This window comes from Herbaspirillum sp. SJZ107 (assembly GCF_006715485.1).
In the GTDB taxonomy this organism is placed as follows: domain Bacteria; phylum Pseudomonadota; class Gammaproteobacteria; order Burkholderiales; family Burkholderiaceae_D; genus Telluria.
Genome location: NZ_VFNH01000002.1, coordinates 1,521,063 through 1,545,136, shown reverse-complemented (window position 1 = coordinate 1,545,136; position 24,074 = coordinate 1,521,063). Strand labels below are relative to the sequence as shown.

At 64.9% G+C, this 24,074-nt stretch carries 25 protein-coding genes and 1 tRNA gene; 1 reads left to right on the top strand and 25 read right to left on the bottom strand.

Annotated features, from left to right (window positions below; genetic code table 11):
• Positions 1-9: 9 nt before the first annotated feature.
• The 16 genes from nuoL to FBX97_RS16625 all read right to left on the bottom strand — a co-directional run bounded on the left by nuoL (position 10) and on the right by FBX97_RS16625 (position 14,844).
• Positions 10-2,142: an NADH-quinone oxidoreductase subunit L gene (nuoL, locus tag FBX97_RS16700; RefSeq protein WP_141833489.1), complete on the bottom strand. Its 2,133-nt coding sequence runs from the start codon at positions 2,140-2,142 to the stop codon at positions 10-12.
• A 50-nt stretch (positions 2,143-2,192) separates the two neighbouring features.
• Positions 2,193-2,501, bottom strand: a complete 309-nt coding sequence (gene nuoK / locus FBX97_RS16695; protein ID WP_036168632.1) for an NADH-quinone oxidoreductase subunit NuoK — start codon at positions 2,499-2,501, stop codon at positions 2,193-2,195.
• Positions 2,498-3,163 carry an NADH-quinone oxidoreductase subunit J gene (locus FBX97_RS16690; protein WP_141833486.1) on the bottom strand — a complete coding sequence of 222 codons (666 nt, stop codon included), beginning with the start codon at positions 3,161-3,163 and terminating at the stop codon, positions 2,498-2,500. Before FBX97_RS16690 ends, nuoK begins: the two co-directional genes overlap by 4 nt.
• 26 nt (positions 3,164-3,189) lie before the next feature.
• Positions 3,190-3,678 carry an NADH-quinone oxidoreductase subunit NuoI gene (nuoI, locus tag FBX97_RS16685; protein ID WP_141833485.1) on the bottom strand — a complete coding sequence of 163 codons (489 nt, stop codon included), beginning with the start codon at positions 3,676-3,678 and terminating at the stop codon, positions 3,190-3,192.
• 13 nt (positions 3,679-3,691) lie between these two features.
• A complete protein-coding gene (gene nuoH / locus FBX97_RS16680) occupies positions 3,692-4,771 on the bottom strand; it encodes an NADH-quinone oxidoreductase subunit NuoH (RefSeq protein ID WP_370457254.1) in 1,080 nt (359 codons plus the stop codon).
• 5 nt (positions 4,772-4,776) lie between these two features.
• Positions 4,777-7,134 (bottom strand): NADH-quinone oxidoreductase subunit NuoG, encoded by a 2,358-nt coding sequence (gene nuoG / locus FBX97_RS16675; protein WP_141833481.1) that lies wholly within the window; start codon positions 7,132-7,134, stop codon positions 4,777-4,779.
• 15 nt (positions 7,135-7,149) lie between these two features.
• Positions 7,150-8,445 carry an NADH-quinone oxidoreductase subunit NuoF gene (nuoF, locus tag FBX97_RS16670; RefSeq protein ID WP_141833479.1) on the bottom strand — a complete coding sequence of 432 codons (1,296 nt, stop codon included), beginning with the start codon at positions 8,443-8,445 and terminating at the stop codon, positions 7,150-7,152.
• Positions 8,442-8,918: an NADH-quinone oxidoreductase subunit NuoE gene (nuoE, locus tag FBX97_RS16665; RefSeq protein ID WP_141833477.1), complete on the bottom strand. Its 477-nt coding sequence runs from the start codon at positions 8,916-8,918 to the stop codon at positions 8,442-8,444. The genes nuoF and nuoE overlap by 4 nt, the downstream gene beginning before the upstream one ends.
• A 38-nt stretch (positions 8,919-8,956) precedes the next feature.
• Positions 8,957-10,210, bottom strand: coding sequence for an NADH-quinone oxidoreductase subunit D (locus tag FBX97_RS16660; protein ID WP_141833476.1), 1,254 nt, complete (start codon positions 10,208-10,210; stop codon positions 8,957-8,959).
• Positions 10,210-10,803 carry an NADH-quinone oxidoreductase subunit C gene (locus FBX97_RS16655; protein ID WP_141833474.1) on the bottom strand — a complete coding sequence of 198 codons (594 nt, stop codon included), beginning with the start codon at positions 10,801-10,803 and terminating at the stop codon, positions 10,210-10,212. The genes FBX97_RS16660 and FBX97_RS16655 overlap by 1 nt, the downstream gene beginning before the upstream one ends.
• 21 nt (positions 10,804-10,824) lie before the next feature.
• Positions 10,825-11,301 (bottom strand): NADH-quinone oxidoreductase subunit B family protein, encoded by a 477-nt coding sequence (locus tag FBX97_RS16650; protein ID WP_141833472.1) that lies wholly within the window; start codon positions 11,299-11,301, stop codon positions 10,825-10,827.
• Between the two features lie 3 nt (positions 11,302-11,304).
• A complete protein-coding gene (locus FBX97_RS16645) occupies positions 11,305-11,664 on the bottom strand; it encodes an NADH-quinone oxidoreductase subunit A (RefSeq protein ID WP_141833470.1) in 360 nt (119 codons plus the stop codon).
• A gap of 315 nt (positions 11,665-11,979) precedes the next feature.
• Positions 11,980-12,064, bottom strand: a tRNA-Leu gene (locus FBX97_RS16640).
• A gap of 439 nt (positions 12,065-12,503) precedes the next feature.
• Positions 12,504-12,935, bottom strand: a complete 432-nt coding sequence (secG, locus tag FBX97_RS16635) for a preprotein translocase subunit SecG (protein ID WP_141833468.1) — start codon at positions 12,933-12,935, stop codon at positions 12,504-12,506.
• 76 nt (positions 12,936-13,011) lie between these two features.
• Positions 13,012-13,761: a triose-phosphate isomerase gene (gene tpiA / locus FBX97_RS16630; protein ID WP_141833466.1), complete on the bottom strand. Its 750-nt coding sequence runs from the start codon at positions 13,759-13,761 to the stop codon at positions 13,012-13,014.
• 96 nt (positions 13,762-13,857) lie between these two features.
• On the bottom strand, positions 13,858-14,844 hold the full coding sequence (locus FBX97_RS16625; RefSeq protein ID WP_141833464.1) for an NAD(P)H-quinone oxidoreductase: 987 nt from the start codon (positions 14,842-14,844) through the stop codon (positions 13,858-13,860).
• 261 nt (positions 14,845-15,105) lie between these two features.
• On the opposite strand from FBX97_RS16625, the gene FBX97_RS16620 reads away from it, so the two are divergent.
• Positions 15,106-16,485, top strand: a complete 1,380-nt coding sequence (locus tag FBX97_RS16620; RefSeq protein ID WP_141833462.1) for an SGNH/GDSL hydrolase family protein — start codon at positions 15,106-15,108, stop codon at positions 16,483-16,485.
• 113 nt (positions 16,486-16,598) lie between these two features.
• Here the strand turns inward: FBX97_RS16620 and FBX97_RS16615 are convergent, their stop codons facing one another.
• The 9 genes from FBX97_RS16615 to FBX97_RS16575 form a co-directional block, all read right to left on the bottom strand.
• A complete protein-coding gene (locus tag FBX97_RS16615; RefSeq protein WP_141833460.1) occupies positions 16,599-16,931 on the bottom strand; it encodes a KGG domain-containing protein in 333 nt (110 codons plus the stop codon).
• A gap of 144 nt (positions 16,932-17,075) precedes the next feature.
• Complete coding sequence (locus tag FBX97_RS16610; RefSeq protein ID WP_141833458.1) at positions 17,076-17,690, bottom strand: tetratricopeptide repeat protein; 615 nt, start codon at positions 17,688-17,690, stop codon at positions 17,076-17,078.
• Positions 17,687-18,472, bottom strand: coding sequence for a GIN domain-containing protein (locus FBX97_RS16605; RefSeq protein ID WP_141833456.1), 786 nt, complete (start codon positions 18,470-18,472; stop codon positions 17,687-17,689). The genes FBX97_RS16610 and FBX97_RS16605 overlap by 4 nt, the downstream gene beginning before the upstream one ends.
• Positions 18,473-18,711: 239 nt before the next feature.
• Positions 18,712-18,900 carry a hypothetical protein gene (locus FBX97_RS16600; RefSeq protein ID WP_141833454.1) on the bottom strand — a complete coding sequence of 63 codons (189 nt, stop codon included), beginning with the start codon at positions 18,898-18,900 and terminating at the stop codon, positions 18,712-18,714.
• Between the two features lie 104 nt (positions 18,901-19,004).
• Positions 19,005-20,894, bottom strand: a complete 1,890-nt coding sequence (locus tag FBX97_RS16595) for a response regulator (protein WP_141833452.1) — start codon at positions 20,892-20,894, stop codon at positions 19,005-19,007.
• Between the two features lie 13 nt (positions 20,895-20,907).
• The gene (locus FBX97_RS16590) at positions 20,908-22,227 is read right to left on the bottom strand and encodes a sensor histidine kinase (RefSeq protein WP_141833449.1); all 1,320 of its coding nucleotides are present in this window, start codon (positions 22,225-22,227) and stop codon (positions 20,908-20,910) included.
• The gene (locus tag FBX97_RS16585; RefSeq protein ID WP_141833447.1) at positions 22,224-23,258 is read right to left on the bottom strand and encodes an ATP-binding protein; all 1,035 of its coding nucleotides are present in this window, start codon (positions 23,256-23,258) and stop codon (positions 22,224-22,226) included. Before FBX97_RS16585 ends, FBX97_RS16590 begins: the two co-directional genes overlap by 4 nt.
• Entirely contained in the window at positions 23,246-23,713 is a 468-nt protein-coding gene (locus FBX97_RS16580) for an anti-sigma regulatory factor (protein WP_141833445.1), read from the bottom strand. Before FBX97_RS16580 ends, FBX97_RS16585 begins: the two co-directional genes overlap by 13 nt.
• Entirely contained in the window at positions 23,713-24,069 is a 357-nt protein-coding gene (locus FBX97_RS16575; protein WP_141833443.1) for an STAS domain-containing protein, read from the bottom strand. The genes FBX97_RS16580 and FBX97_RS16575 overlap by 1 nt, the downstream gene beginning before the upstream one ends.
• Positions 24,070-24,074 lie beyond the last annotated feature (5 nt).

Below are 24,074 nucleotides of genomic sequence, written 5' to 3'. Positions count from 1 at the left end.
TTCTCTCTTTTAAGCCTGCCAGAACGGGAAGAAGTACAGCAGCGTACCCAGCACGCCCAGGATCATCACGAACGCATAGTGGTAGATGTAACCGGTCTGGCCCGTGCGGATGACCGACGAGAACCAGCCCACCAGCTTGGCGGAACCGTTGACGACCAGGCCGTCGATCAGGACGCGGTCGCCGACCTGCCACAGGCCCTTGCCCAGGCCGCGGGCGCCGCCGGCAAACACCACCTCGTTGAACTTGTCCATGTAGTACTTGTTGTCCAACAGCGTATGGATCGGGCGCAGCTTGGCGTAGAACCAGGCCGGCACGCGCGGATTGATCATGTAGCAGTAGAACGCAGCCACCACGCCCAGCAGGGCCAGCCAGAACGGTGCGGTGGTGAAGGCGTGGACGCCCATCGCCGCGGCGCTGTGGAACTCGTGCGCCAGTTCTTCCATCGCCGGGTGACGCTCGGCGTTGACATAGATGACGTTGTTGAAGAAGTCGCCGAACAGCATCGGGCGGATCGCCAGGAAACCGATGATGACCGACGGGATCGCCAGCAGGATCAGCGGCAGGGTCACGACCAGCGGCGACTCGTGCGGCTTCTGGCCAGGGGCCAGGCCGTGGTGGCCGTGATCGTCTTCCTCTTCCTCATGGTGCGCGTCCGAATCGTGCAGCGCGTGCGCATCGTGGTCATGTGCCGCTACCTTCTGCTGGTGCGCGTCGTGTGCGTGCGCGTGGTCGTCGTGACCGTGGTGCGCATGCGCCAGGCCGAAACGCTCCTTGCCGTGGAACACCAGGAAGTACATGCGGAACGAGTAGAACGCCGTGATGAACACGCCGGCCAGCACCGCGAAGTGGGCGAAGCCCGAACCCCACAGGTGCGACGCGGCAGTCGCTTCGATGATCGAATCCTTCGAGTAGAAGCCCGAGAAGAACGGGGTACCGATCAGGGCCAGCGAACCGAGCAGCGAGGTGATCCAAGTGATCGGCATGTACTTGCGCAGGCCGCCCATGTTGCGCATGTCCTGGTCGTGGTGCATGCCGATGATGACCGAACCCGCGCCGAGGAACAGCAGCGCCTTGAAGAAGGCGTGGGTCATCAGGTGGAACACGGCCACGTTGTAGGCCGAGACGCCCAGCGCCACGGTCATGTAGCCCAGCTGCGACAGCGTCGAGTACGCGACCACGCGCTTGATGTCGTTCTGGATGATGCCCAGGAAGCCCATGAACAGCGCGGTGATCGAACCGATGATGATGATGAAGGACAGCGCGGTGTCCGACAGCTCGAACAGCGGCGACATGCGGGTCACCATGAAGATGCCGGCGGTAACCATGGTCGCGGCGTGGATCAGTGCCGAGATCGGGGTCGGGCCTTCCATCGAGTCCGGCAGCCACACGTGCAGCGGGAACTGCGCCGACTTGCCCATCGCGCCGATGAACAGGCAGATGCAGGCGGCGGTCAGCAGCGGCCAGCTCGTGCCCGGCACGGTCATGCCGGCCAGCGCATTGGCCTGGGCGAAGGTTTCGCCGTAGTGCATGGTGCCGGTGGCGGCCAGCAGCAGGCCGATACCGAGGATGAAGCCGAAGTCGCCGACGCGGTTGACCAGGAACGCCTTCATGTTGGCGAAGATCGCGGTCGGACGGGTGTACCAGAAGCCGATCAGCAGGTAGGAGACCAGGCCCACCGCTTCCCAGCCGAAGAACAGCTGCAGGAAGTTGTTGGACATGACCAGCATCAGCATCGAGAACGTGAACAGCGAGATGTACGAGAAGAAGCGGTTGTAGCCGTCATCCTCGGCCATGTAGCCGATCGTGTAGATGTGGACCATCAGCGACACCGAGGTCACCACGCACATCATCATCGCCGACAGCGCGTCGATCTGGAAACCGACCGTCATTTTCATGCTGCCGATGGTCATCCAGGTGTAGACGTCGCCATTGAAGGTCGAGCCGTTCATGACGTCCATCAGCGTCATGATCGAGATGATCATGGCGATCAGGACGCCGCCGATGGTCGCGGTGTGCGACACGGTGCGGCCGACCACGTTGCCGAAGAACTTGGTGCCCAGCAAGCCCGCGATCGCCGAGCCCGCCAGTGGTGCCAGAGGCACCGCCAGCAGGAGGTTAGGGTTGAGTAATTGCCCCGCCATTTTTTATGAACCTTATGTCTGTATATCGAGGAGTTGACAAGCCAAACCGCTTAGCCCTTCAGGCTGTCGAGGTCTTCCACGTTGATCGTGTCCAGGTTACGGAACAGGACCACCAGGATCGCCAGGCCGATCGCCGATTCGGCGGCCGCGACAGTCAGGATGAAGAACACGAAGATCTGGCCTGCAGCATCACCCAGATAGTGCGAGAAGGCGACGAAGTTCAGGTTCACCGCCAGCAGCATCAGTTCGATGGCCATCAGCAGGATGATGATGTTCTTCCGGTTCAGGAAAATGCCGACCACGGAAATCGCGAACAGGATCGCGCCCAGGATCAGGTAGTGAGCGAGCGACAGAGTCACGGAGCCTCCTTGTTAGCAGCATTGGCAGCGGCAGCGGCAGCAACGGCTGCGTCGTCAATCGCCTTCTGGTTCACCGTCGGCACCTTGACGATGCGCAGGCGGTCGTTACGCTTGACACGGACGGCAGCGGCCGGGTCGATGGCTTTGCTGTCCTTGCGCTTGCGCAGGGTCAGCGCCACGGCGGCGATGATCGCGACCAGCAGCAGCAGGCCGGCGATCTCGAAACCGTAGATGTACTGGGTGTAGATCAGGCGGCCCAGCTCCTTGGTACCGCCGATGTGGCCCACGGCGGCGTCCGAAGGCGCGTCACCGGCGCCCAGGAAACCGCGCCACAGCACGGCGGCCATTTCCAGCACCACCAGCGCGCCGATGCCCGAGGCCAGCGGCAGGTAGCCCCAGAAGCCTTCGCGCATGCGGTCGACGTTGATGTCGAGCATCATCACGACGAACAGGAACAGCACCATGACGGCGCCGACGTAGACCAGCACCAGCACGATCGCGAGGAACTCGGCCTTCAGCAGCATCCAGATGCCGGCGGCGTTGAAGAACGCGAGCACCAGGAACAGCGCGGCGTGCACCGGGTTCTTGGAGGTAATGACGCGCAACCCGGACAGCACCATGACTGCCGAGAACACGTAGAACAGAACAGTTGAAAATTCCATGACTTTACGCTTGGGCCTTATTGTTATTAGCGGTACTTGGCATCGGCAGCGCGTGCGGCAGCGATGTCGTTCTCGTAGCGATCGCCCACAGCCAGCAGCATTTCCTTGGTGTAGTACAGGTCGCCGCGTTTTTCGCCGTGGTATTCCAGCACATGGGTCTCGACGATCGAGTCGACCGGGCAGGACTCTTCGCAGAAACCGCAGAAGATGCACTTGGTCAGGTCGATGTCGTAGCGCGTGGTGCGGCGGGTGCCGTCCTCGCGCTGCGCCGATTCGATCGTGATGGCCATGGCCGGGCACACCGCTTCGCACAGCTTGCAGGCGATGCAGCGCTCTTCCCCGTTGGGGTAGCGGCGCAGCGCGTGCAGGCCGCGGAAGCGCGGCGACATCGGGGTCTTTTCTTCCGGGTACTGGACGGTGATCTTGCGCTTGAACGCATACTTGCCGGTCAGCGCCAGTCCCTTGAGCAATTCGGACAGCATCAGGCTGCCGACGAAGTCTTTCAATCGTGTCATTTTGTTGTCGTCCTTACTTCCAGATGTTCCAAGGCGTCTGCATCACGCCGGCGACCAGGACCAGCCACACCAGGGTCAGCGGAATGAATACTTTCCAGCCGAGGCGCATGATCTGGTCATAGCGGTAACGCGGGAAGGTGCCGCGGACCCAGATGAACAGGGAGACGATCAGGAAGGCCTTCAGGAACAGCCAGAAGAAACCGCCCGCGGCGCCGCCGATGTTCAGGAAGGAGAACGGCGCTTCCCAGCCGCCCAGGAACATGATCGATGCCAGTACCGCGATCAGGATCATGTTGGCGTATTCGGCCAGCATGAACATCGCGTAGGCCATGCCCGAATATTCCACCATGTGGCCGGCCACGATTTCCGATTCGCCTTCCACCACGTCGAACGGGTGGCGGTTGCACTCGGCCAGGCCGGACACGATGTAGATCACGAACAGCGGCAGCAGCGGCAGCCAGTTCCACGACAGCACGTTGATGCCGTGCTCGACGAACCAGCCGCGCGCCTGGGCGCCGACGATGTCCGAGAAGTTCAGCGAACCCGAGACCATCAGCACCACCACCATCACGAAGCCCATCGGGATTTCGTAGGAGATCATCTGGGCCGAGGCGCGCATCGCGCCCATGAACGAGTACTTCGAGTTCGAGGCCCAGCCGGCGATGATGATGCCGTAGACCTCCATCGAGGTGATCGCCAGCAGCAGCAGCAGGCCGGCGTTGACGTTGGCCAGCGCGACTTCCGGGCCGAACGGGATCACCGACCAGGCGGCCAGCGCCGGCATGATGGTCATCAAAGGGCCGATGACGAACAGGCTCGGCGTGGCTTTGGCCGGGGTCACGATTTCCTTCAGCAGCAGCTTCAGGGCGTCGGAGATCGGTTGCAGCAGGCCCAGCGGACCGACGCGGTTCGGACCCACGCGGATGTGGATCCAGCCGATCAGCTTGCGCTCCCACAGCACCAGATAGGCCACCAGGCCCATCAGCGGCAGCAGGACCAGCACGATTTTCAGCAGCGTCCAGGCGAAGGTCCAGGTGGTCGGGCCCAGCAGGTTTTCGCCGCCTGCATAAAAACTGTTGAGTACGTCAGGCATGGACATTATGCCGCCTCCCCTGCCGCAGCAACGGCTGATTTGGTTACTTGGATGGCACCGAACATGTCGCCCAGCACCGAGGTCAGTTCATGGGCGGCAGCCACGCGCACGACGTTGGCCGGCAGGCGGCTGTCGACGTTGGCGACCAGCTGTACGCTGCCCTGCCCCTGGGAGACGGTCACCAGCTGGCCGGCCTGTACGCCGAGCTGTTCGGCCAGCTTGGCCGAGATCGTCGCCAGCGGCGCATTGGCGTCGGCCGTGCGCAGCAGCGGTTCCGAACGGCGCGCGATGGCGTCGGCGAAGTAGATCGGCACGTCGGCCAGGCGTTCCAGTTGGCCGGCGTCGCCGAACTTGGCAGCGGTCAGGCCCAGCTTCGACACGTTGCTCAGCTTGTCGGCGTGATCCATCACGCCCTTGCCCAGCGCCTCGTCGCGGATCGCTTCCGAGTTGTCGTATTCAAAACCTTGCAGGCCCAGCAGGTTGCCCAGCACGCGCAGCACTTTCCAGGCCGGACGGGTCTCGCCCAGCGGCTTGACGGTGCCGTTGAAGCTCTGTGCACGGCCTTCGCAGTTCACGAAGGTACCGGCGGTCTCGCTGAACGGCGAGATCGGCAGCAGCACGTCGGCGTAGTCCATGCCGTGCTTGAAGGCCGACATCGCGACGACCATCTCGGCGCCCTGCAGGGCCTTGACGGCTTGCTGCGGGTTGGCGGCATCGAGTTCCGGCTCGGCGTTCAGCAGCACGTAGGCTTTCTTGGGCTGCGCGAACAGGTTGGCGGCGTTCTTCGACACCGCGTTGACCAGGTAACCGCCGACGGTGTTGGCGGCTTCGACGAAGTAGCCGAAGGTCATGCCGGTCTGCTCGGCGATCCACTGCGCGGCAGCGTGCAGCTTCGACGCTTGCGGGTGGTTCGCTGCGGCGTTGCCCAGCAGGACGGCGCCCGGCAGGTCGGTCGCATTCTCGACGGCCAGGGTCGCGGCGATGGCTTTCGCCACGTCGCCGGCGTCGATGGTCTCGAAGCCGGAAGGCGCGGCGATGCCTTTGGCGGCCGCTACCGCTACCACGATTTCCGACAGCGCAGCCAGCCAGTCCGACGGCGCCGCGATCAGGCGGTTGGCGGTCGGGATCAGGTTGTCGTCGGCCGAGCCGTGCACGATCGACAGCTTGGCGCCCGACTTGACGGCGGTACGCAGGCGGGTCGCGGCCAGCGGGTGGTCCTTGCGCAGGAAGGAGCCGACCACCAGCACGCGCTGCAGGTTCGACAGTTCGGCGATCGGCATGCCCAGCGACGGGATGACCTGGCCGTCCAGCGCGAAGTCGGTCTGGCGCAGGCGGAAGTCGACGTTCTCGACGCCGAAACCGCGCATCGCCTTTTGCAGCAGGAACAGTTCTTCCACGGTCGAGTGGGCGGTGCCGATCGCGGCGATGCTGTCTGCGCCGTGCTCGTGGCGGATGTTACGCAGGCCGTGGGCGACGTACTCGAGGGCGGTCTGCCAGTCGGTGTCGATCCACTTGCCGTCCTGCTTCACCATCGGGTTGACCAGGCGCGAGGCATTGTCCAGCGCTTCGTACGAGAAGCGGTCCTTGTCCGACAGCCAGCACTCGTTGATGCTTTCGTTTTCCAGCGGCAGCACGCGCATGACCTTGCCGCCCTTGACCTGGACGATCAGGTTCGAGCCGAGCGAGTCGTGCGGCGACACCGAGCGGCGGCGCTGCAGTTCCCACGGACGGGCCGAGTAGCGGAACGGCTTGGACGTCAGCGCACCCACCGGGCACAGATCGATCATGTTGCCCGAGACTTCCGAGTCGACCGACTTGCCCACGAAGGTGGTGATTTCCGAGTGTTCGCCACGGCCGACCATGCCGAATTCCATCACGCCGGCCACTTCCTGGCCGAAACGCACGCAGCGGGTGCACTGGATGCAGCGGCTCATCTCTTCCATCGAGATCAGCGGGCCGGCTTCCTTCGGTGCCACCACGCGCTTTTCTTCGGCGTAGCGCGATTCGCCCTTGCCGTAGCCGACCGCCAAGTCCTGCAGCTGGCATTCGCCGCCCTGGTCGCAGATCGGGCAATCCAGCGGGTGGTTAATCAGCAGGAATTCCATCACCGACTTCTGTGCCTGCACCGCCTTGTCGCTGTGGGTGCGCACGATCATGCCCGGCGAGACCGGGGTGGCGCAGGCCGGCAGCGGCTTCGGTGCCTTCTCGACTTCCACGAGGCACATGCGGCAGTTCGCTGCGATCGACAGTTTCTTGTGATAGCAGAAGTGCGGAACGTAGGTTCCCAGTTTGTTTGCGGCGTCCATCACCATGGAACCTGGCGGGACTTCGACTTTCTTGCCGTCTAATTCGATTTCTACCATTTTTACGGTACCTGCTTAGAGGTAAGTCGGCACCAAGCAATGCTTGTGCTCGATGTGATATTCAAATTCTTCGCGGAAGTTCTTGATCATGGCTTCCACCGGCATCGCGGCGGCATCGCCCAGAGCGCAGATGGTACGGCCCTTGATGTTGAAGGCGATGTTGTTCAGCAGATCCATGTCTTCCGGGCGGCCCTGGCCATTCTCGATCCGGTGCACCATGCGGTACATCCAGCCGGTGCCTTCGCGGCACGGCGTGCACTGGCCGCACGATTCCTCGTAGTAGAAGTAGGACAGGCGCAGCAGCGACTTGACCATGCAGCGGGTCTCGTCCATGACGATCACGGCGCCCGAACCCAGCATCGAACCGGCTTTCGCGATCGAGTCGTAGTCGAGGTCGGTGTCCATCATGACTTCGCCGCGGATCACCGGTGCCGACGAACCGCCCGGGATCACCGCCTTGATCTTCTTGCCGCCGCGCATGCCGCCGGCCAGTTCCATCAGCTTGGCGAACGGGGTGCCCAGCGGCACCTCGTAGTTGCCCGGACGCTCGACGTCGCCCGAGATCGAGAAGATCTTGGTGCCGCCGTTGTTCGGCTTGCCCATGCCGAGGTAGTTTTCCGGACCGACGTTCAGGATGAACGGCACGGCCGCGAAGGTCTCGGTGTTGTTGATGGTGGTCGGCTTGCCGTACAGGCCGAACGAGGCCGGGAACGGCGGCTTGAAGCGCGGCTGGCCCTTCTTGCCTTCCAGCGATTCCAGCAGCGCGGTTTCTTCGCCGCAGATGTAGGCGCCGTAGCCGTGGTGCGCGTGCAGCTGGAAGCTGAACTGCGAACCCATGATGTTATCGCCCAGGAAGCCGGCGGCGCGCGCCTCTTCCAGCGCCTCTTCGAAGCGCAGGTATTCCTGGAAGATCTCGCCGTGGATATAGTTGTAGCCCACGGTGATGCCCATCGCGAACGCACCGATGGCCATGCCTTCGATCAGCGCATGCGGGTTGTAGCGGATGATGTCGCGGTCCTTGAACGTGCCCGGCTCGCCTTCGTCGGTGTTGCAGACGAGGTATTTCTGGCCCGGGAACTGGCGCGGCATGAAGCTCCACTTCAGGCCGGTCGGGAAACCGGCGCCGCCGCGGCCGCGCAGGCCCGAGGCCTTCAGGTCGGCGATGATCTGTTCCGGCGTGATGCCTTCTTCCAGAATCTTGCGCAGGGCCGAATAGCCGCCGCGCTTGACGTAGTCGGCCAGGTGCCAGTTGTCGCCGTCCAGGTCCTTCAGGATCAGCGGATTGATGTGACGATTGTGCAGGCTGGTCATTTGTTGAGTTCCTCCAGCAGGGCATCGATCTTCTCGTCGTTCATGAACGAGCACATGCGGTGGTTATTCACCAGCATGACGGGTGCGTCGCCGCAGGCGCCCATGCACTCGCCTTCGACCAGCGTGAACTGGCCGTCTTCGGTGGTGCCGCGGTAATCGATGCCGAGCGCATCTTTCAGCCGCTGCCCTGCCCGCTCGCCGCCCGACAGGGCGCACGGCAGGTTGGTGCAGACGGTGATCTTGTTCTTGCCAACCGGTTTCAGGTTGTACATGTTGTAGAAGGTGGCGACTTCCTGCACGGCGATCGCAGGCATGCCGATGTAGTCGGCGACTTCCTGCATCGTCTCGGGCGACAGCCATCCCTTTTCGACCTGCGCATGGGCCAGCGCGGCCATCACGGCCGATTGACGCTGGTCGGCCGGGTACTTGGCCAGCTCGCGGTCGATTTTTTGTAAGCACTGCTCAGATAACATAATCTCTTCTGCCTCTTGAATGTCGGCGGTCGTTCGTCTTAGCGGTCGATCGAGCCGAACACGATGTCCTGGGTGCCGATGATGGTCACGGCGTCGGCGATCATGTGGCCGCGCGCCATTTCATCCAGGCTTTGCAGGTGGACATAGTCCGGGGTGCGCAGCTTCAGGCGGTACGGCTTGTTGGCGCCGTCCGACACGATGTACACGCCGAACTCGCCCTTCGGATGTTCGATCGCGGCATACGCCTCGCCCGGCGGCACGTGGAAGCCTTCGGTGAACAGCTTGAAGTGGTGGATCAGCGATTCCATGTTGGTCTTCATGTCCACGCGCGACGGCGGCGCAATCTTGTGATTGCTGGTCATGACCGGACCCGGGTTGGCCTTCAGCCAGGCGACGCACTGCTTGATGATGCGGTTGGCCTGGCGCAGTTCTTCCACGCGCACCAGGTAGCGGTCGTAGGAGTCGCCGTTGGTGCCGACCGGGATGTCGAATTCGACCTTGTCGTAGGCGGCGTACGGCTGCACCTTGCGCAGGTCCCAGGCGATGCCCGAACCGCGCAGCATGGCGCCGGTGAAGCCCATTGCCTTGGCGTCTTCCGGCGACACCACGCCGATGCCGACGGTACGCTGCTTCCAGATGCGGTTGTCGGTCAGCAGGGTCTCGTATTCGTCGACGTAGCCGTCGAAACGCTTGGTGAAGCCGTCGATGAAGTCGAGCACCGAACCCTGGCGGATTTCGTTCAGCTCGTCGACGGCCTTCTGGCTGCGCACCAGCGACGGCTTGTGCTGCGGCATCTGGTCCGGCAGGTCGCGGTACACGCCGCCCGGGCGGTAGTAGGCCGCGTGCATGCGCGCGCCCGACACCGCTTCATACACGTCGAACAGGTCTTCGCGGTCGCGGAAGGCGTACAGGAACGGGCCCATGGCGCCGATGTCCAGCGCGTGCGCGCCCAGCCACATCAGGTGGTTCAGGATGCGCGTGATCTCGTCGAACATCGTGCGGATGTACTTGGCGCGGATCGGCACCTCGAGGCCTAGCAGCTTCTCGATCGCCAGCACGTAGCCGTGCTCGTTGCACATCATCGAGACGTAGTCCAGGCGGTCCATGTAAGGCACGGACTGCAGGTAGGTGCGGGTCTCGGCCAGCTTTTCGGTGCCGCGGTGCAGCAGTCCGATGTGCGGGTCGGCACGCTGGATCACTTCGCCGTCCAGCTCGAGCACGAGGCGCAGCACGCCGTGCGCTGCCGGGTGCTGCGGACCAAAGTTCAGGGTGTAGTTCTTAAGCTCAGCCATTATTTCATCCCGTAGGTTTCTTCGCGGATCACGCGCGGAATGTTTTCGCGCGGTTCGATCGTCACCGGTTGGTAGATCACGCGCTTCTGTTCGGGGTCGTAGCGCATCTCGACATAGCCCGAGATCGGGAAGTCCTTGCGGAACGGATGGCCGATGAAGCCATAGTCGGTCAGGATGCGGCGCAGGTCGCCGTGGCCTTCGAACAGGATGCCGAACAGGTCGAACGCTTCGCGCTCGAACCAGTTGGCGGAGCGCCAGATGCCGGTGATCGACGGGACCAGCGGCATGTCGTCGTCCGGGCAGAACACGCGTACGCGTACGCGCCAGTTGTGCTCGATCGACAGCAGGTGCACGACCACCGCGAAGCGCAGGCCGTCCCAGGTGCCTTCGCCGTACGAGGAATAGTCGACGCCGCACAGGTCGATCATCTCTTCGAAACGCAGAGCCGGATCGTCGCGCAGTTTCTGCATGGAGGCCAGGTACTCGGAGGCCTTCACAACTACCGTTACTTCGCCCAGCGCCACGGTAATGGCAGCGCCCTCGCCCAGAGCATTCTTCAGGGCGAGTTCGAGGGCTTCGATTTTTGTCGTCATGGTGTTTGGGACCGGCTTGTATTAACGCGCGATGGTGTTGGTGCGCTTGATCTTGTTCTGCAGCTGGATGATGCCGTACAGCAGCGCTTCCGCGGTCGGCGGGCAGCCGGGAACGTACACGTCGACCGGCACGATGCGGTCGCAGCCGCGCACGACGGAGTAGGAGTAGTGGTAGTAACCGCCGCCGTTGGCGCAGGTGCCCATCGAGATGACCCAGCGCGGTTCGGCCATCTGGTCGTAGACCTTGCGCAGTGCCGGTGCCATCTTGTTGCACAGGGTGCCGGCCACGATCATCACGTCGGACTGGCGCGGCGACGGACGGAACACGACGCCGAAGCGGTCGAGGTCATAACGGGCTGCGCCCGCATGCATCATCTCGACCGCGCAGCAGGCCAGGCCGAACGTCATCGGCCACATGGAGCCGGTGCGTGCCCAGTTGATCAGCTTGTCGGCTGTGGTGGTAACAAAACCTTCGTTTAAAACGCCTTCAATAGCCATGGCTTATTCCCAATCAAGGGCACCTTTCTTCCAGATGTACCAGAAACCGACGACGAACTCGGCGATGAAGACCATCATCGTCAAGAACGCCTGCCAGCCCAGTTCGCGCATCGAGACGCCCCAGGGGAAGAAGAATGCCGTTTCCAGATCAAACAAAATAAACAGGATCGCGACCAGGTAGTACCGGACGTCGAATTTCATGCGCGCATCTTCGAAGGCTTCGAAGCCGCATTCATACGGTGACAGTTTGGCTGCGTCGGGACGGTGGGGACCCACCACGCGGCCGAGGAACTGCGATGCGAGACCGACGACGGTGCCGATCAGCAGGAAGAGTAGGACGGGGAAATAGTTCTCGAGGTTCACAGTGAAGCCTTGGCTGAACGATCGTTGATAAACACTGCAGATACTGCAGTACCACAATCGCTCGATCCTGGCTTCGATACCATCCACCAGGAACAAGCGACTGGAGACTGTGAATCACCTGCTACGCGTTGCAATCCTGACCTTCGAGGCTCGCCGCGCCGTGGAAGCAAACGCTTCCCCGGTACGGACTGGGCTTCTCGGGCCTGAATCACCACCGCTTCGCGACGGTTCTTCAAAGCCTCCGACAAATCCTCGTAAAAAAGCCAGTTAAGGCAAAGAGCGTAGCTCATGCGCCCTAACTGGCTTTCTGTATTCTGGTGCCGACGGCGAGACTCGAACTCGCACAGCTTGCGCCACTACCCCCTCAAGATAGCGTGTCTACCAATTTCACCACGTCGGCTGGAGACCAGTATTCTACATTGTCTTACTAGGTTTTATCAATGATCAAATTGACCTAGTACAAGCAGAAATACTATTTTTCTCGACTTTTTGAATACCGGATTCGCACTTCACCCCTTCTGCGAAGTGCCGATGCTGCCGCCGCCCTGCTTTGGAGCAATTAGCCCCACTGCAAACCGGTGCGCGCGGCGGTCGGAACGCCGTGCTTCGCATCGTTGTAGATCAATACTTCTATCTACTGTCTTATATAAGACATCTTATACGGAAGAGGCGTCGTCGGCAAGGTCGGCGGCAGGTTTGGGGGCCGTAAATTCGCTCTTTCACAAGGGCGTGCGCCCAATGAAAAAGGCCGACAGCAGGGAACCGTCGTGGACGGTCTGCTGTCGGCCTCTGGCCTGCCCGGCAATGCGCGCGCCGGGCGCGGCGCGATCGATGGGGAATTACTTGGCCGGTGCTGCCGGTGCTGCCGGTGCCGGCGTGGCCGGTGCTGCGGCAGCCGGTGCGGCGTCGGCCGGGTTGGCCGGCGCCACTGCGCCCGGGACGGCGTCCGCCGGGTTGGCCGGCAGTGCCGGCGCCTTCTGGGCCGGAATCGTGACGTTCTCCATCACGCCGCCGCGGACGCTGGCATGCGGACGGCTGCTGCCGAAGTAGGCCAGGGCCAGCGTCGATGCAAAGAACACGGCGGCGGCGACCGCGGTCGACTTCGACAGGAAGTTCGACGAGCCGCTGGCGCCGAACAGGCTGCCGGAGGCGCCGGAACCGAAGGCGGCACCCATGTCGGCACCCTTGCCATGCTGGACCAGCACCAGGCCGATGATGGCCAGCGCCGACACGACTTGCACCACGACGATCAGATTGAACAACACGTTCATTATTTATTCCATTCCAAGGTTTAACTACAAACCCGGGCCTGAGCCCGGGCGACAACATCAATCACTCAGTACTGAATTACTTTGCAGCATGAATAATGCCCAGAAAATCCTGGGCTTTCAATGCTGCCCCACCGATCAGCCCGCCGTCGATGTCCGGCTGCGCCAGCAATGCCGCCGCATTGTCCGGCTTCATGCTGCCGCCGTACAGGATGGCGATACGCTGCGCCGCCGCGCCGTTGCGTGCCGCGATGCGGCTGCGCAGGTGGGCATGCACCGCCTGCGCCATCTCCGGCGTCGCATTCCTGCCGGTGCCGATGGCCCATACGGGCTCGTAGGCGACCACGATCTTCGCCACCGCATCCGCGTCCAGCTGTTCCAGCACCGCATCGAGCTGGGCGCCGACCACCGCTTCGGTCTGGCCCGCCTCGCGCTCCTCCAGGGTTTCGCCGACGCACACGATCGGCGTCATGCCTTCCTGCAGCACCGCGAGTGCCTTGCTGGCCACCATCGCGCTGCTTTCCATATGGTAGGCACGGCGCTCGGAGTGGCCGACGATCACGTAGCGGCAGTCGAACTCGGACAGCATTCTGGCGCAGACTTCGCCCGTGAAGGCGCCGAAGCCATGCACCGATACATCTTGCGCACCCCAGGCGATCGGGGTGCCCGACAGCACTTCCTCGCATTGCTGCAGGTAAGGCGACGGCACGCACACCGCGCAAGCGGCGGGCGCATCGGTCAACCCCGCGGCGATGTCCGCCAGCAGCGTTGCGTTGCCCGCGCGGCTGCCATTCATCTTCCAATTGCCTACGATGAGTTTGGCACGCATCAAAACCCCACGGTCAAATAACCCGCTATTTTAGCGGTCGTTGAAAAGTCGGTCAAACGCTGGTTGACCTTGCATGTTGCTTGCATCTCAATTTCCTTACGCAATTTCCAAATCCAGCATGATCTTCCCGACGTGGGTGCTGCTCTCCATCAGCGCATGCGCCTCGGCAGCCGCGCTCAAGGGGAAGGTTTTGTAGATCACGGGCCTGATCGTACCGGCGGCCAGCAGCGGCCACACGCGTTCGCGCAATTCGCGCGCAATCTGCGCCTTGAACGCGATCGGACGCGGGCGCAGCGTCGAACCGGTGATCGTCAGGCGCCGGCGCAGCACCTGGCCGAGGTCGACGTTGGCCTTGGCCCCGCCCAGCAGCGCGATGATCACGATGCGGCCGTCGTCGGCCAGGCAGGACACTTCGCGCGCGACATAGTCGCCGCCGACCATGTCGAGCACCACGTCGACGCCCTTGCCCCCGGTCAGCTCCTTGACCACGGCCACGAAGTCTTCTTCCTTGTAGTTGATGGCGCGCTCGGCCCCGAGTTCCTCGCAGGCGCGGCATTTCTCAAGCGTGCCGGCGGTGGCGAACACGCGGTGACCCAGCGCCTTCGCGACCTGGATCGCGGTGACGCCGATGCCCGAGCTGCCGCCCTGCACCAGCAGGGTCTCGCCTTCCTTCAGGCCGGCGCGCTGGAACACATTGCTCCACACGGTGAAGAAGGTCTCGGGCAGCGAGGCCGCTTCCAGCAGGCTCAGGCCCTGCGGCACCGGCAGGCATTGCGCCAGCGGTGCGGCGCAGTATTCGGCATAGCCGCCTCCCTGCACCAGCGCGCACACCAGGTCGCCTTTCTCGAAGCCGCTGTCGCCGAGGTCGCCGTCGACGATCTCGCCGGCCACTTCCAGGCCCGGCAGGTCGGAAGCGCCGGGCGGCACCGGATACTGGCCGAGACGCTGGAACACGTCGGGGCGGTTGACGCCGGCGGCGCGCACCTTGATCAGGATCTCGCCCGGCTTGAGTTCAGGGAGGGGACGTTCGCACGGCTGCAGGACTTCCGGGCCGCCGGGCTGGGTTATTTCGATCGCTTGCATATCGCACCTTAGTTAAATAAAGAGCAATTGTACGCCAGCGCCCGGGTGCGTCCAAGCGAGCACATCCGTGCAAGCCTTTGATAACGCTAACAAATTCTTGTTTACACGGCTATGCGCCCTGGGTTCGCGCCAGATCAAGGATTGCCGCCGCCCTGCCCTTGCTGTTATGCCCGAGCCCGCTTAGATTGGCTTGGCGAGCCCATGCATAGCGCATCGCGCTTTCCGCGCGGCGCCATGGACGCATCACAAAAGGAGCGAAAAATGAAGCTCAGTTTGCCTGCCCTGCTGGACGCCGGGCGCAGAACCTTCGCGGCATGGCTGCCGCGTCCTTCCACCCCCCAGGCCGCACGGCGCGGCTTCCTGCTGGCCGGTATCGGCCTGGCCGCGGTACTGTCCTGGCAGCCGCCGCCGGTCTATGCCCAGGGCTGGAATGCCGACCGCTGGGTCGGCACCTGGGGTGCCGGTCCGGGCGGGCCGCCGCTGCCGGCCAATACCCAGACCTTCACCGACCAGACCGTGCGCCTGATCGTCCATACCAGCATCGGCGGCACGCGGGTGCGGATCCGCCTGTCGAATGAAATGGGGTCGACGCCGCTGCGCATCGGCGGCGCCCACATCGCGCTGCGTGCCGGCGGCGCCGACATCCAGCCCGGCAGCGACCGTCCGCTGACCTTCAGCGGCTTCCCCGGCATCACGATCCCGCCCGGCGCGCCGGTACTGTCCGACCCGGTCGACCTGAACGTGCCGGCGCTGTCCGATCTCGCCATCAGCCTGTACCTGCCGGGCACCCAGGGCGCCACCACCATCCACGGCACCGCCAGCCAGACCAACTACGTGTCGCTGCCGGGCGGCGATTTCACCGGCGCCGCCACCTTCCCGACCCAGCGCACGATCCTGTCCTGGCCCTTCCTGACGGAAGTCGACGTGACGGGCAATGGCGCCGCCATCGTGACGCTGGGCGACTCGATCACCGACGGCACCCGCAGCACGCCCGACACCAACAACCGCTGGCCCGACTGGCTGGCACGGCGCCTGCAGATCGTGCGCGACCCGGTTGCCGGCGTCAATGCCGCCCTCGGCGTGGTCAACCGCGGCATCAGCGGCAACCGCCTGCTGTCGAATCCGCCGGAAGGCTCGCTGGCCGGACGCAGCATCCAGGAGCGTTTCGACCGCGACGTACTGGCCACCGCCGGCGTGCGCTACATGACGCTGATGATCGGGATTAACGACATCGGCAACAGCTCGGCCACCAATCCGGTGACGGCCAACGACCTGATCGCCGGCTACCGCCAGGTGATCGCGCGCGCCCATGCCAAAGGGATCGCCGTGTTCGGGGCCACGCTGACCCCGTTCGAGGGCGCCGGCTATTACTCGCCCGAGAAGGAAGTGGTGCGCCAGGCCGTCAACAACTGGATCCGCTCCAGCGACGAGTTCGACGGCGTGATCGATTTCGACCGCGTCACGCGCGATCCGAGCCACCCGGCGCGCTTCCTGCCGGCCTACGACAGCGGCGATCACCTGCACCCGAACGACCTCGGCTACCAGGCGATGGGCACGGCGGTGCCGCTGGAATTGTTCCGTTCGCTGGGTGGCGGCTACCTGCAGGCCGGTTCGCTGCAGTCGGGTTCGTCTTACAGGTAAGTTTCGAGTAAAGCCGGCATGCTGGCGGCATGTCGGTGAAAACTGGCAGGATACCGGGTCGTGATCACCGCCAGCCGAGGCTGGCGGTGGCCACGGCCCGACTTAGCTACTGATTACTTCTTGTCGTTCTTGTGGCTCTGCGAACCGGCCCTGGCGTGCTGTTCCGGCGAGCCGCCGCGGATGCCGCCGCCGCCCTCGTTGCCGTCCTGCCGGCTGCTGCCGCCCTGGCTCTGGCGGTTGCCGTCGTTCTTGTGGCTCATCGAGCCGGCCCGGCGCGCCTCTTCCGAGGTGAACTCGTGGGCGTTGCCCGATGCGTGTGCCGCCTTGCCGCCTTCTGAGGCGATTTCGCGCTGCTTCTGCGGGTCCATCGATGCGAAACCGCGGTTGCTGGTGTCGCCGCTTTGCTTGTTACCCTTGCTACCCTTGCCGCCTTGATTCGATGCCATGACGATGCCCTCCATTGGTTGAGCCGTGGAACAGCTGGGTGAAGATAAACTCATCTTAGGCGTCCACGGATGCGTTCGCCATCATCGGCATGTAGGACTGCACCGCAAGGATATGTCGTCCGCCACTTGCCATCAGATCGATAGTCAGCCGGCGCCGGCGCCCGTGCGCGACTGCGCCGGCAGCGGCGTGCCCGGCTTCCAGCTGCGCGACAGCGCCTGCGCTTCCTCGATCTGCTCCTGGCTCATCTGGCGCGCGATCCCCGCACGCTGTTCGACGGCGTTGCGGTGGCCGCTGGCGGCGGCCAGGTTCATCAGCATGTAGGCCAGCACCACGTCCTGCGGCATGCCGGCCACGTGGTAGCGGTACATCAGGCCAAGCGCGTGCTGGGCATCCGGGTGGCCCTGCTCGGCCGCCTTGCGGAACCATTGCACGGCCAGCGCGTGATCCTGGGGCACCGCGTTGCCGGTGTAGTACATGGCGCCGATCACGTACTGGGCGTCGGCCTTGCCCTGCAGCGCGGCCTTGTAATGCCACGAAAAGGCTTGCTTGTAGTCGCGCGGCACGCCGCGGCCCATGTAGTACATCAGCCCGAGCAGGTGCTGGGCGTCGGCATTGCCGGCCCTGGCGAGCGGCGTGACTTCCCTGAGGGCGAGCGCGTAGTTGCGCGCGTTGTAGGCGCTGGCCCCCTCGAGGAAGCCGGCCATGGCACTGCAGTGCAGGCCCAGAACGAACAGGATGGCGAGCGCGAGTTTTTTCACTTCCAACTCACCTTGCCCAGGCCGTCGACCGCGACCTTGCGGTTGAGCGGCTTGCCGTACACGGTCACCGAACCGAGCCCGGACAGGTTGAGGCTGGCATTCTGGCGCGCCGTGACCCGGGCATTGCCCAGGCCGGACAGGTCGATGTCGACGTTGTCGGCGTTGAACTGCTGGGCGTCCAGGCTGCCCAGTCCGCCGAGGTCGGCCTTCAGCCAGCGCGCGCGGCCGTTCAGGGTCACGACGCCGGCGCCCTGCAGGTTCAGCTCGACGCCGTCGCCGTCCAGGCCGTCCAGGCGCATGCTGCCGATGCCGCCCAGGTTGACGCGCACCAGCCGGTAATGGCCGGCCACCCGCATCGAACCGGCGCCGTCCAGCCTCAAGGTCAGTTCCTCGCCCGAGAAGCCGCTGATGTCGGTCGAGCCGAGGCTCTCGGAGCTCACCTCGCGCAGCGCCGGCAGGGTCAGCTCGGCCTGCAGGCCGCCCATGCGCATGCGGCCATGCACCTCGCTGCCGATGTTCAGGGTGTCACCGTTCTGGGCGGTGACGGCCTTGGCCAGCCAGCGCCGCTCGCCGCTCAGCGTGAGTGCCGGCGCCGCGCCCTGGCGGATCTGCAGCCCGATCACGCCCTCCAGGCGCACGCGCACCACGCGGGCATCGATCTGGCGGGTTTCCCGCGCAAACTCGGCCGGGTCGTCGGCATAGCCGCCAGGGGCCGCCTGCGCCATCCCGACCGCGGCCCAGAAGCCCGCCTGCGCCAGTCCCAGCGCCGTTCTCATCGTCATCTGCATGTCCGCATCCTGTTCTTGTTGTACTGAAAACACTACCAGCAAGCCGGCCGATGTTCCAGACCATCGTGCGAAAAAGGATAGCCTTTCTGGCATCGGGCAAGCCAGCGGCATGCGACGAACTGCAGAATCCGGGGCCTGGCCCGCATGCCCTGCCGGCGCCGGCCTGGCCACGGGGATAAAAAAAGCCTCCCGGGCTGAACCCGGGAGGCTTTTTGATGAGACCGGCCGACTGCTTACTTCTTCGCCGACTGCTTGGAGCCGCCATGCGACGACTGCTTGGTCTCGCCGTGCTCGGCACGCTGCTTGTTGACGATGCGGGAAGCGACTTCTTCCTCGCGGCCAGGGTAGCGGTGCTCCTTCTTGAACTCGGTTTCGAGCTTCTTGAACTCTTTTTCGCGTTTGGGGCTGGCGCCACGGGGCATGATGACCTCCAATCGTTGATGTCGATGGAGGCAGGTTAGCCCCGTGCCGGCCGCGTTACGGTGCGTTGACGCACCTTATGGCTGAACGCGTGGACGCCAAACGATCAGCCTTGCAGCGCTTTTTCCAGGTCGTCAAGCTCGGCCGGCTTGACCAGGTGCGCATCGAAGCCCGCCGCCTGCGCCTTGCGCCGGTCTTCCGGCGAACCGTAGCCGGTATGCGCCACCAGGCGGATCGATTTCAGCACCGGATGCGCCTTCAGCATGCGCGCCAGCTCGTAGCCGTCGACACCCGGCAGGCCGATGTCGAGCACGATCACGTCGGGCTGCTTTTCCAGCGCCAGCGCCTCCAGGTGGCTCGCATCGGCCGTGGTATAGGCATCGTAGCCCATCTCGGCCAGCAGGAAGGCCATCATCTCCATCGCGTCGACGTTGTCGTCCACCAGCAGCACGCGGCGTCCGCCACTGGCAGAAGAGGATGCCTCCTCTGCAACCGGCGCCGCCTGTTGTGTGGACGTGGTGCGCAGCACCGGCAGCTCCATCGTGAAGGTGCTGCCCAGGCCGATGCCCGGACTGGTGGCAGACAGGCGCCCGCCATGCATCTCGAGCAGGCGCGAGACCAGCGACAGGCCGATCCCGAGGCCTTCCGGCGCGCGGTCCGGCGGCACCGCGGCCTGTGCAAACATGCCGAAGATGCGCGACAGGTTGTCCTCGGCGATGCCGATGCCGTTGTCCTGCACCGCAATGCGGACCACGTCCCCGTCCAGCGTCACCTCGACCCGGATGTGGCCGCCCTTGGGCGTGAACTTGGCGGCGTTGTGCAGCAGGTTGCCCATCGACTGGGCCAGGCGCACCGGGTCGCCCGCGACCCACACCTGCTGCGGCGGCGTGGCCACGTCCAGCGTGTGCTCGCGCGCCTGGATCAGCGGGCCGGCGGTCTCGATCGCCTGGGCGATCACGCTGCCCAGTTCCACCTCTTCCTTGCGCAGTGCGATCTTGCCCTCCGAGATGCGCGCCACGTCGAGCAGGTCGTCGACCAGGTGCGCCAGGTGGTCGACCTGGCGCGCGATGACTTCGCGCGCGCGCGCCTGGCGCTCTTCCGCGCCCGGTCCGGCGGCGCCCAGCAGCGCCGCCGCATTGCGGATCGGCGACAGCGGGTTGCGCAGTTCGTGCGCCAGCGTCGCCAGGAATTCGTTCTTGTTGGCGTCGGCCGCGCGCAGCAGGCTTTCCATCTCGCGGCGCCGGGTGATGTCGCTGGTGACGCGCGCCACCCGGTACACCTCGCCGCGGCGGTCGCGCACCGCGAACAGGCGGTCGCGTACCCAGCGCACGCCACCGTCTTCCATCACGACCCGGAACTCGGCTTCGTAATGCGGTTCGGCCGGGAGCGCGTTCCACAGCGCGTTCACGTGGCCGCGATCGTCGACGTGCACGGCCTCGAGCCAGCTGTTCGGCTGCTGCTGCAGCGCCTCGACGCTGCGGCCCCAGATCGCAGCATAGGCCGGACTGACGTATTCGAGCGTGCGCGCGGGCAGCGAAAACATCCAGAACACATCTTCGACGTTGTCGGTCAGCTGGCGAAACCGCTCCTCGCTCTCGCGCAGCGCGGTCTGGGTCTGGCGCATGCGCAGCAGCGCGTTGACGTTGGCGATCAGTTCGTCGGCCTCGATCGGCGCGGCCAGGTAGTTGTCGGCGCCGCCTTCGAGGCCGCGGATCTTGTCGGCGCGGCCGGTCAGCGCGGCCGAGGTCTGCAGCACCAGCACGGCTGCGCTGTCGGGGTCGGCCTTGATGCGGCGGCAGACTTCAAGTCCGTTGATGTCGGGGAGCTTGACGTCGAGCAGCACCAGGGCCACTTCGCCGCGGCGCACGATCGCCAGCGCGTCGGTGCCGTTGGTGGCTTCGATCACGCCGAAGCCGGCGCTCTGCAGGATCCGGGTCTTGGCGTAGCGGGCGCCGTCGTTGTCATCGACATTCAGGATCATGGTGGTGGCATTCATCGTCGTGTGTCCGTCAATTGCTTGGCTCGGCCGGCGGCGTGAAGCGGCGCGGCAGGATCAGGCTGAAGGTCGAGCCCTGCCCGACCCGGCTTTCCACTTCCACGCGGCCGCCGAGCAGGTCCGCCAGCTTGCGGCACAGCGGCAGGCCGAGGCCGGTACCCTTGCTGCGCCGCTGCAGCGGGTGTTCGATCTGGCTGAACTCCTCGAAGATCAGCTGCAGGTTGTCCGGGCTGATGCCGATCCCGGTATCGACCACCTGGAAGCGGATCTCGCCGCCGGCGGCATCCTCGGAGGCCAGCACGCGCACCGTGCCCTGCTCGGTGAACTTCAGGGCATTCGAAATGAAATTGCGCAGGATCTGGGCGATCTTGCCCTCGTCCGAATCGAAGGGGGCGACGTCGTCGACCGACTCGAACACCAGCTCCACGCGGTCGTCGTCGACCAGCGGCCGCAGCATGCCCTTGAGGGCGCGGAACAGGTTCTCGACCACCACCGGCGCCGGAAACACCTCGACCTTGCCGGCCTCGATCTTGGCCAGGTCGAGCAGGTCGTTGACCAGCTCCGACAGGTCGTTGGCGGCCGTTTCGATGTACTTGACCTGGCGTTCCTGCTCGAGCGTGAGGTCGCCGTCCATGCGCCCCAGCAGCAGCTGGGCCAGCGCGCGGATCGACGACAGCGGCGTGCGCAGCTCGTGGCTGGTGTTGGACAGGAAGCGCGACTTCATCTCGTCGGCCTTGCGCAGGCGCTCGGCCTTGTCCTCGATCTCGGCGTACAGCGCCACGATGCCGCGGTTGGTGTCTTCCAGCTCGCGCGTCAGCGACAGCAGGTCTTCCTGGCGCTCGCGCAGCTCGGCCAGCGTCGCCGCCAGCTCGCGGTTCTGCAGATGCACCTCGAGGTAGGTATTCGCCACCGGGCTGTCCTTGGCCAGCTGGTTGCCGATTTCCAGCAGGCGCGCGCCGTCGATGTAGTCCTGCGGCGGCACCGCCTTGCACATCGTGATCGACGGTGCGCCGGCCGCGGCCTCGCACTGGTCCATCAGGCGGTGTGCCGTGACCACGGCGTCATGCTGCAGCTCGCCGCCGGCACCGGGGCCGGCGCCCACCGTCACTTCCAGCTGTTGCCCGCGGCCGCCATCGCGCAACTGGAACACGGCGCGCCCGCCGAAGCGCAGCTGGCAGGCGGCACGCGCCGCTTCCGAGACGGCGGTGGCGATGCGCACCTGGTCCTGCTGCGAAAAGCCGAGCAGCTGCGACACCTGGCGCGCGCGCTGGCGCACCAGCACCACGTCCTGGTCGTTGTCGAGCGCGAGATTCAGCACGCGCTGGGTTTTCATGCGTGTCCTCCACGGCGGCGGCCCACCAGCACCATCGCGTCGTCGCGGCGGCGGATGAAGTCGCGCATCAGGATACCGGCCACGATTGCCGGCGTGCGGGCGAGCAGGCCGGGATAGGCTTTCAGGTCCCACTGGGTCTGGATGCCGTCCGAATGCAGGATCACCAGCGCGCCCGGCGGACAGTCGACGGCAAACTCCTGCACCTTGCGCATGTTGTTGCCGACGATGCCGTTGTGCGACACCATGGCGCGCCGGCCTTCGCCGTCGTAGACCACGCCGGCCACGTTGCCGATGCCGGCAAAGCGCAGTGCGTTCGCCGCATAATCGATGCGCGCCACCGACAGCGCCGCGCCGCGCGTGGTGCGCAGCGCCTCGTGCGCCCCCTGCAGCGTCTCGGCCGGCGCGGCGCCCGGGCGCCGTTCGAGCGCGCCGATGGCGCCGGCGGCAGCCTTGTGCGCTTCCGGCCCGTGGCCGAGGCCGTCCACGCCGAGCATGCTGGCGCCGTCGCGGTTGCAGGACACCGCCCAGCCATCGCCGCTTTCGTCTTCGCCGGCCAGCGGCACGCACAGCGCACCGACTTCGATGCCGCAGGGTTCAGGCGGCGCCGGCGTGCTCCAGAGGCGCATGAAGAAAGCGGCGCCCCGGTCGCGCGCGGTCCAGACGTCGAACTCGTCGGCCTGGCGGTGCAGCGCACCGAGGCCGGTACCGGCGGTGCCGGCGGTGGAAACGCCGTCGCGCAGGCTGGTCTGGAGGTCGCGGATGCCGGGCCCGCTGTCGACCGCGAGCACGTCGATGCCGGGCGTGTCCACGCCGGACTGCGCGCGCATGATGTACAGCGTGCCCTCGCCCGCGTGCTTGAGGATGTTGGTGCCGGCTTCCGTGATCACGATCGCCAGCCGGCCGGCCTGCACTTCCGCGAAGCCGAGCGCATCCGCCAGCTTCTGGCCGGCGCGGCGCGCCGCGGCGACGTCGCTGGCATGGAGGATCGGGAAGACGATCTGCGGCTGCAGGGAACTGATCAGCGTTTCCATTTGACGATGGACACTGCCGTGCCCTCTCCCGGACGGGTGTCGATCTCGAATTCGTCGCACAAGCGCTTGGAGCCGCTCAGGCCCAGGCCCAGGCCGCCGCCGGTGGTATAGCCGTCGCGCAGGGCCAGGTCGAGGTCGGGGATGCCGGGACCGTTGTCGACGAAGTGCAGGCCGACACCCTTCTTGAATCCATCCAGCAGATCGTCGAGGTGGACTTCGCCGCCGCCGCCGTACTTGATGGTGTTGCGCGCCAGTTCGCTGGCGGCGGTGACCAGCTTGGTCTGGTCGACCAGCGACAGCCCGATCGCAACCGCGTGCTCGCGCACATGCTTGCGCAGGTAGACGACGTCCTCGTCGGTCCGCAGCGGCAGGCTGAGGCGCGCAGTGCGCCACGCCCGGTGCTTGTCGAGCAGACCGGTCTCGAACGAGACTGCGGTGTTATGAGCTGCGCTCATCAGAAGTGATTCTTTCCTAACAGAGCCATGCCTTTCTCGACGTTCAGCGCGGTCTTCACGCCGTGCAGGGTCAGCCCCAGTTCGACCAGCGTGATCGCGACCGCCGGCTGCATGCCGACCACCACGGTCTGGGCATCGAGCACGCGCGCCATGGCAGCGGTGTTGCTGATCATGCGGCCGATGAAGGAGTCGACCAGGTCCAGCGCCGAGATATCGATCAGCACGCCCTTGGCGCCATCGCTGACGATACGCTCGGTCAGGTCGTCCTGCAGGGTCATCGCCAGGCGGTCATGCATGTCGACCTGGATCGTCACCAGCAGCAGGTCGCCCATGCGCAGAATAGGGATGCGTTCCATATGCC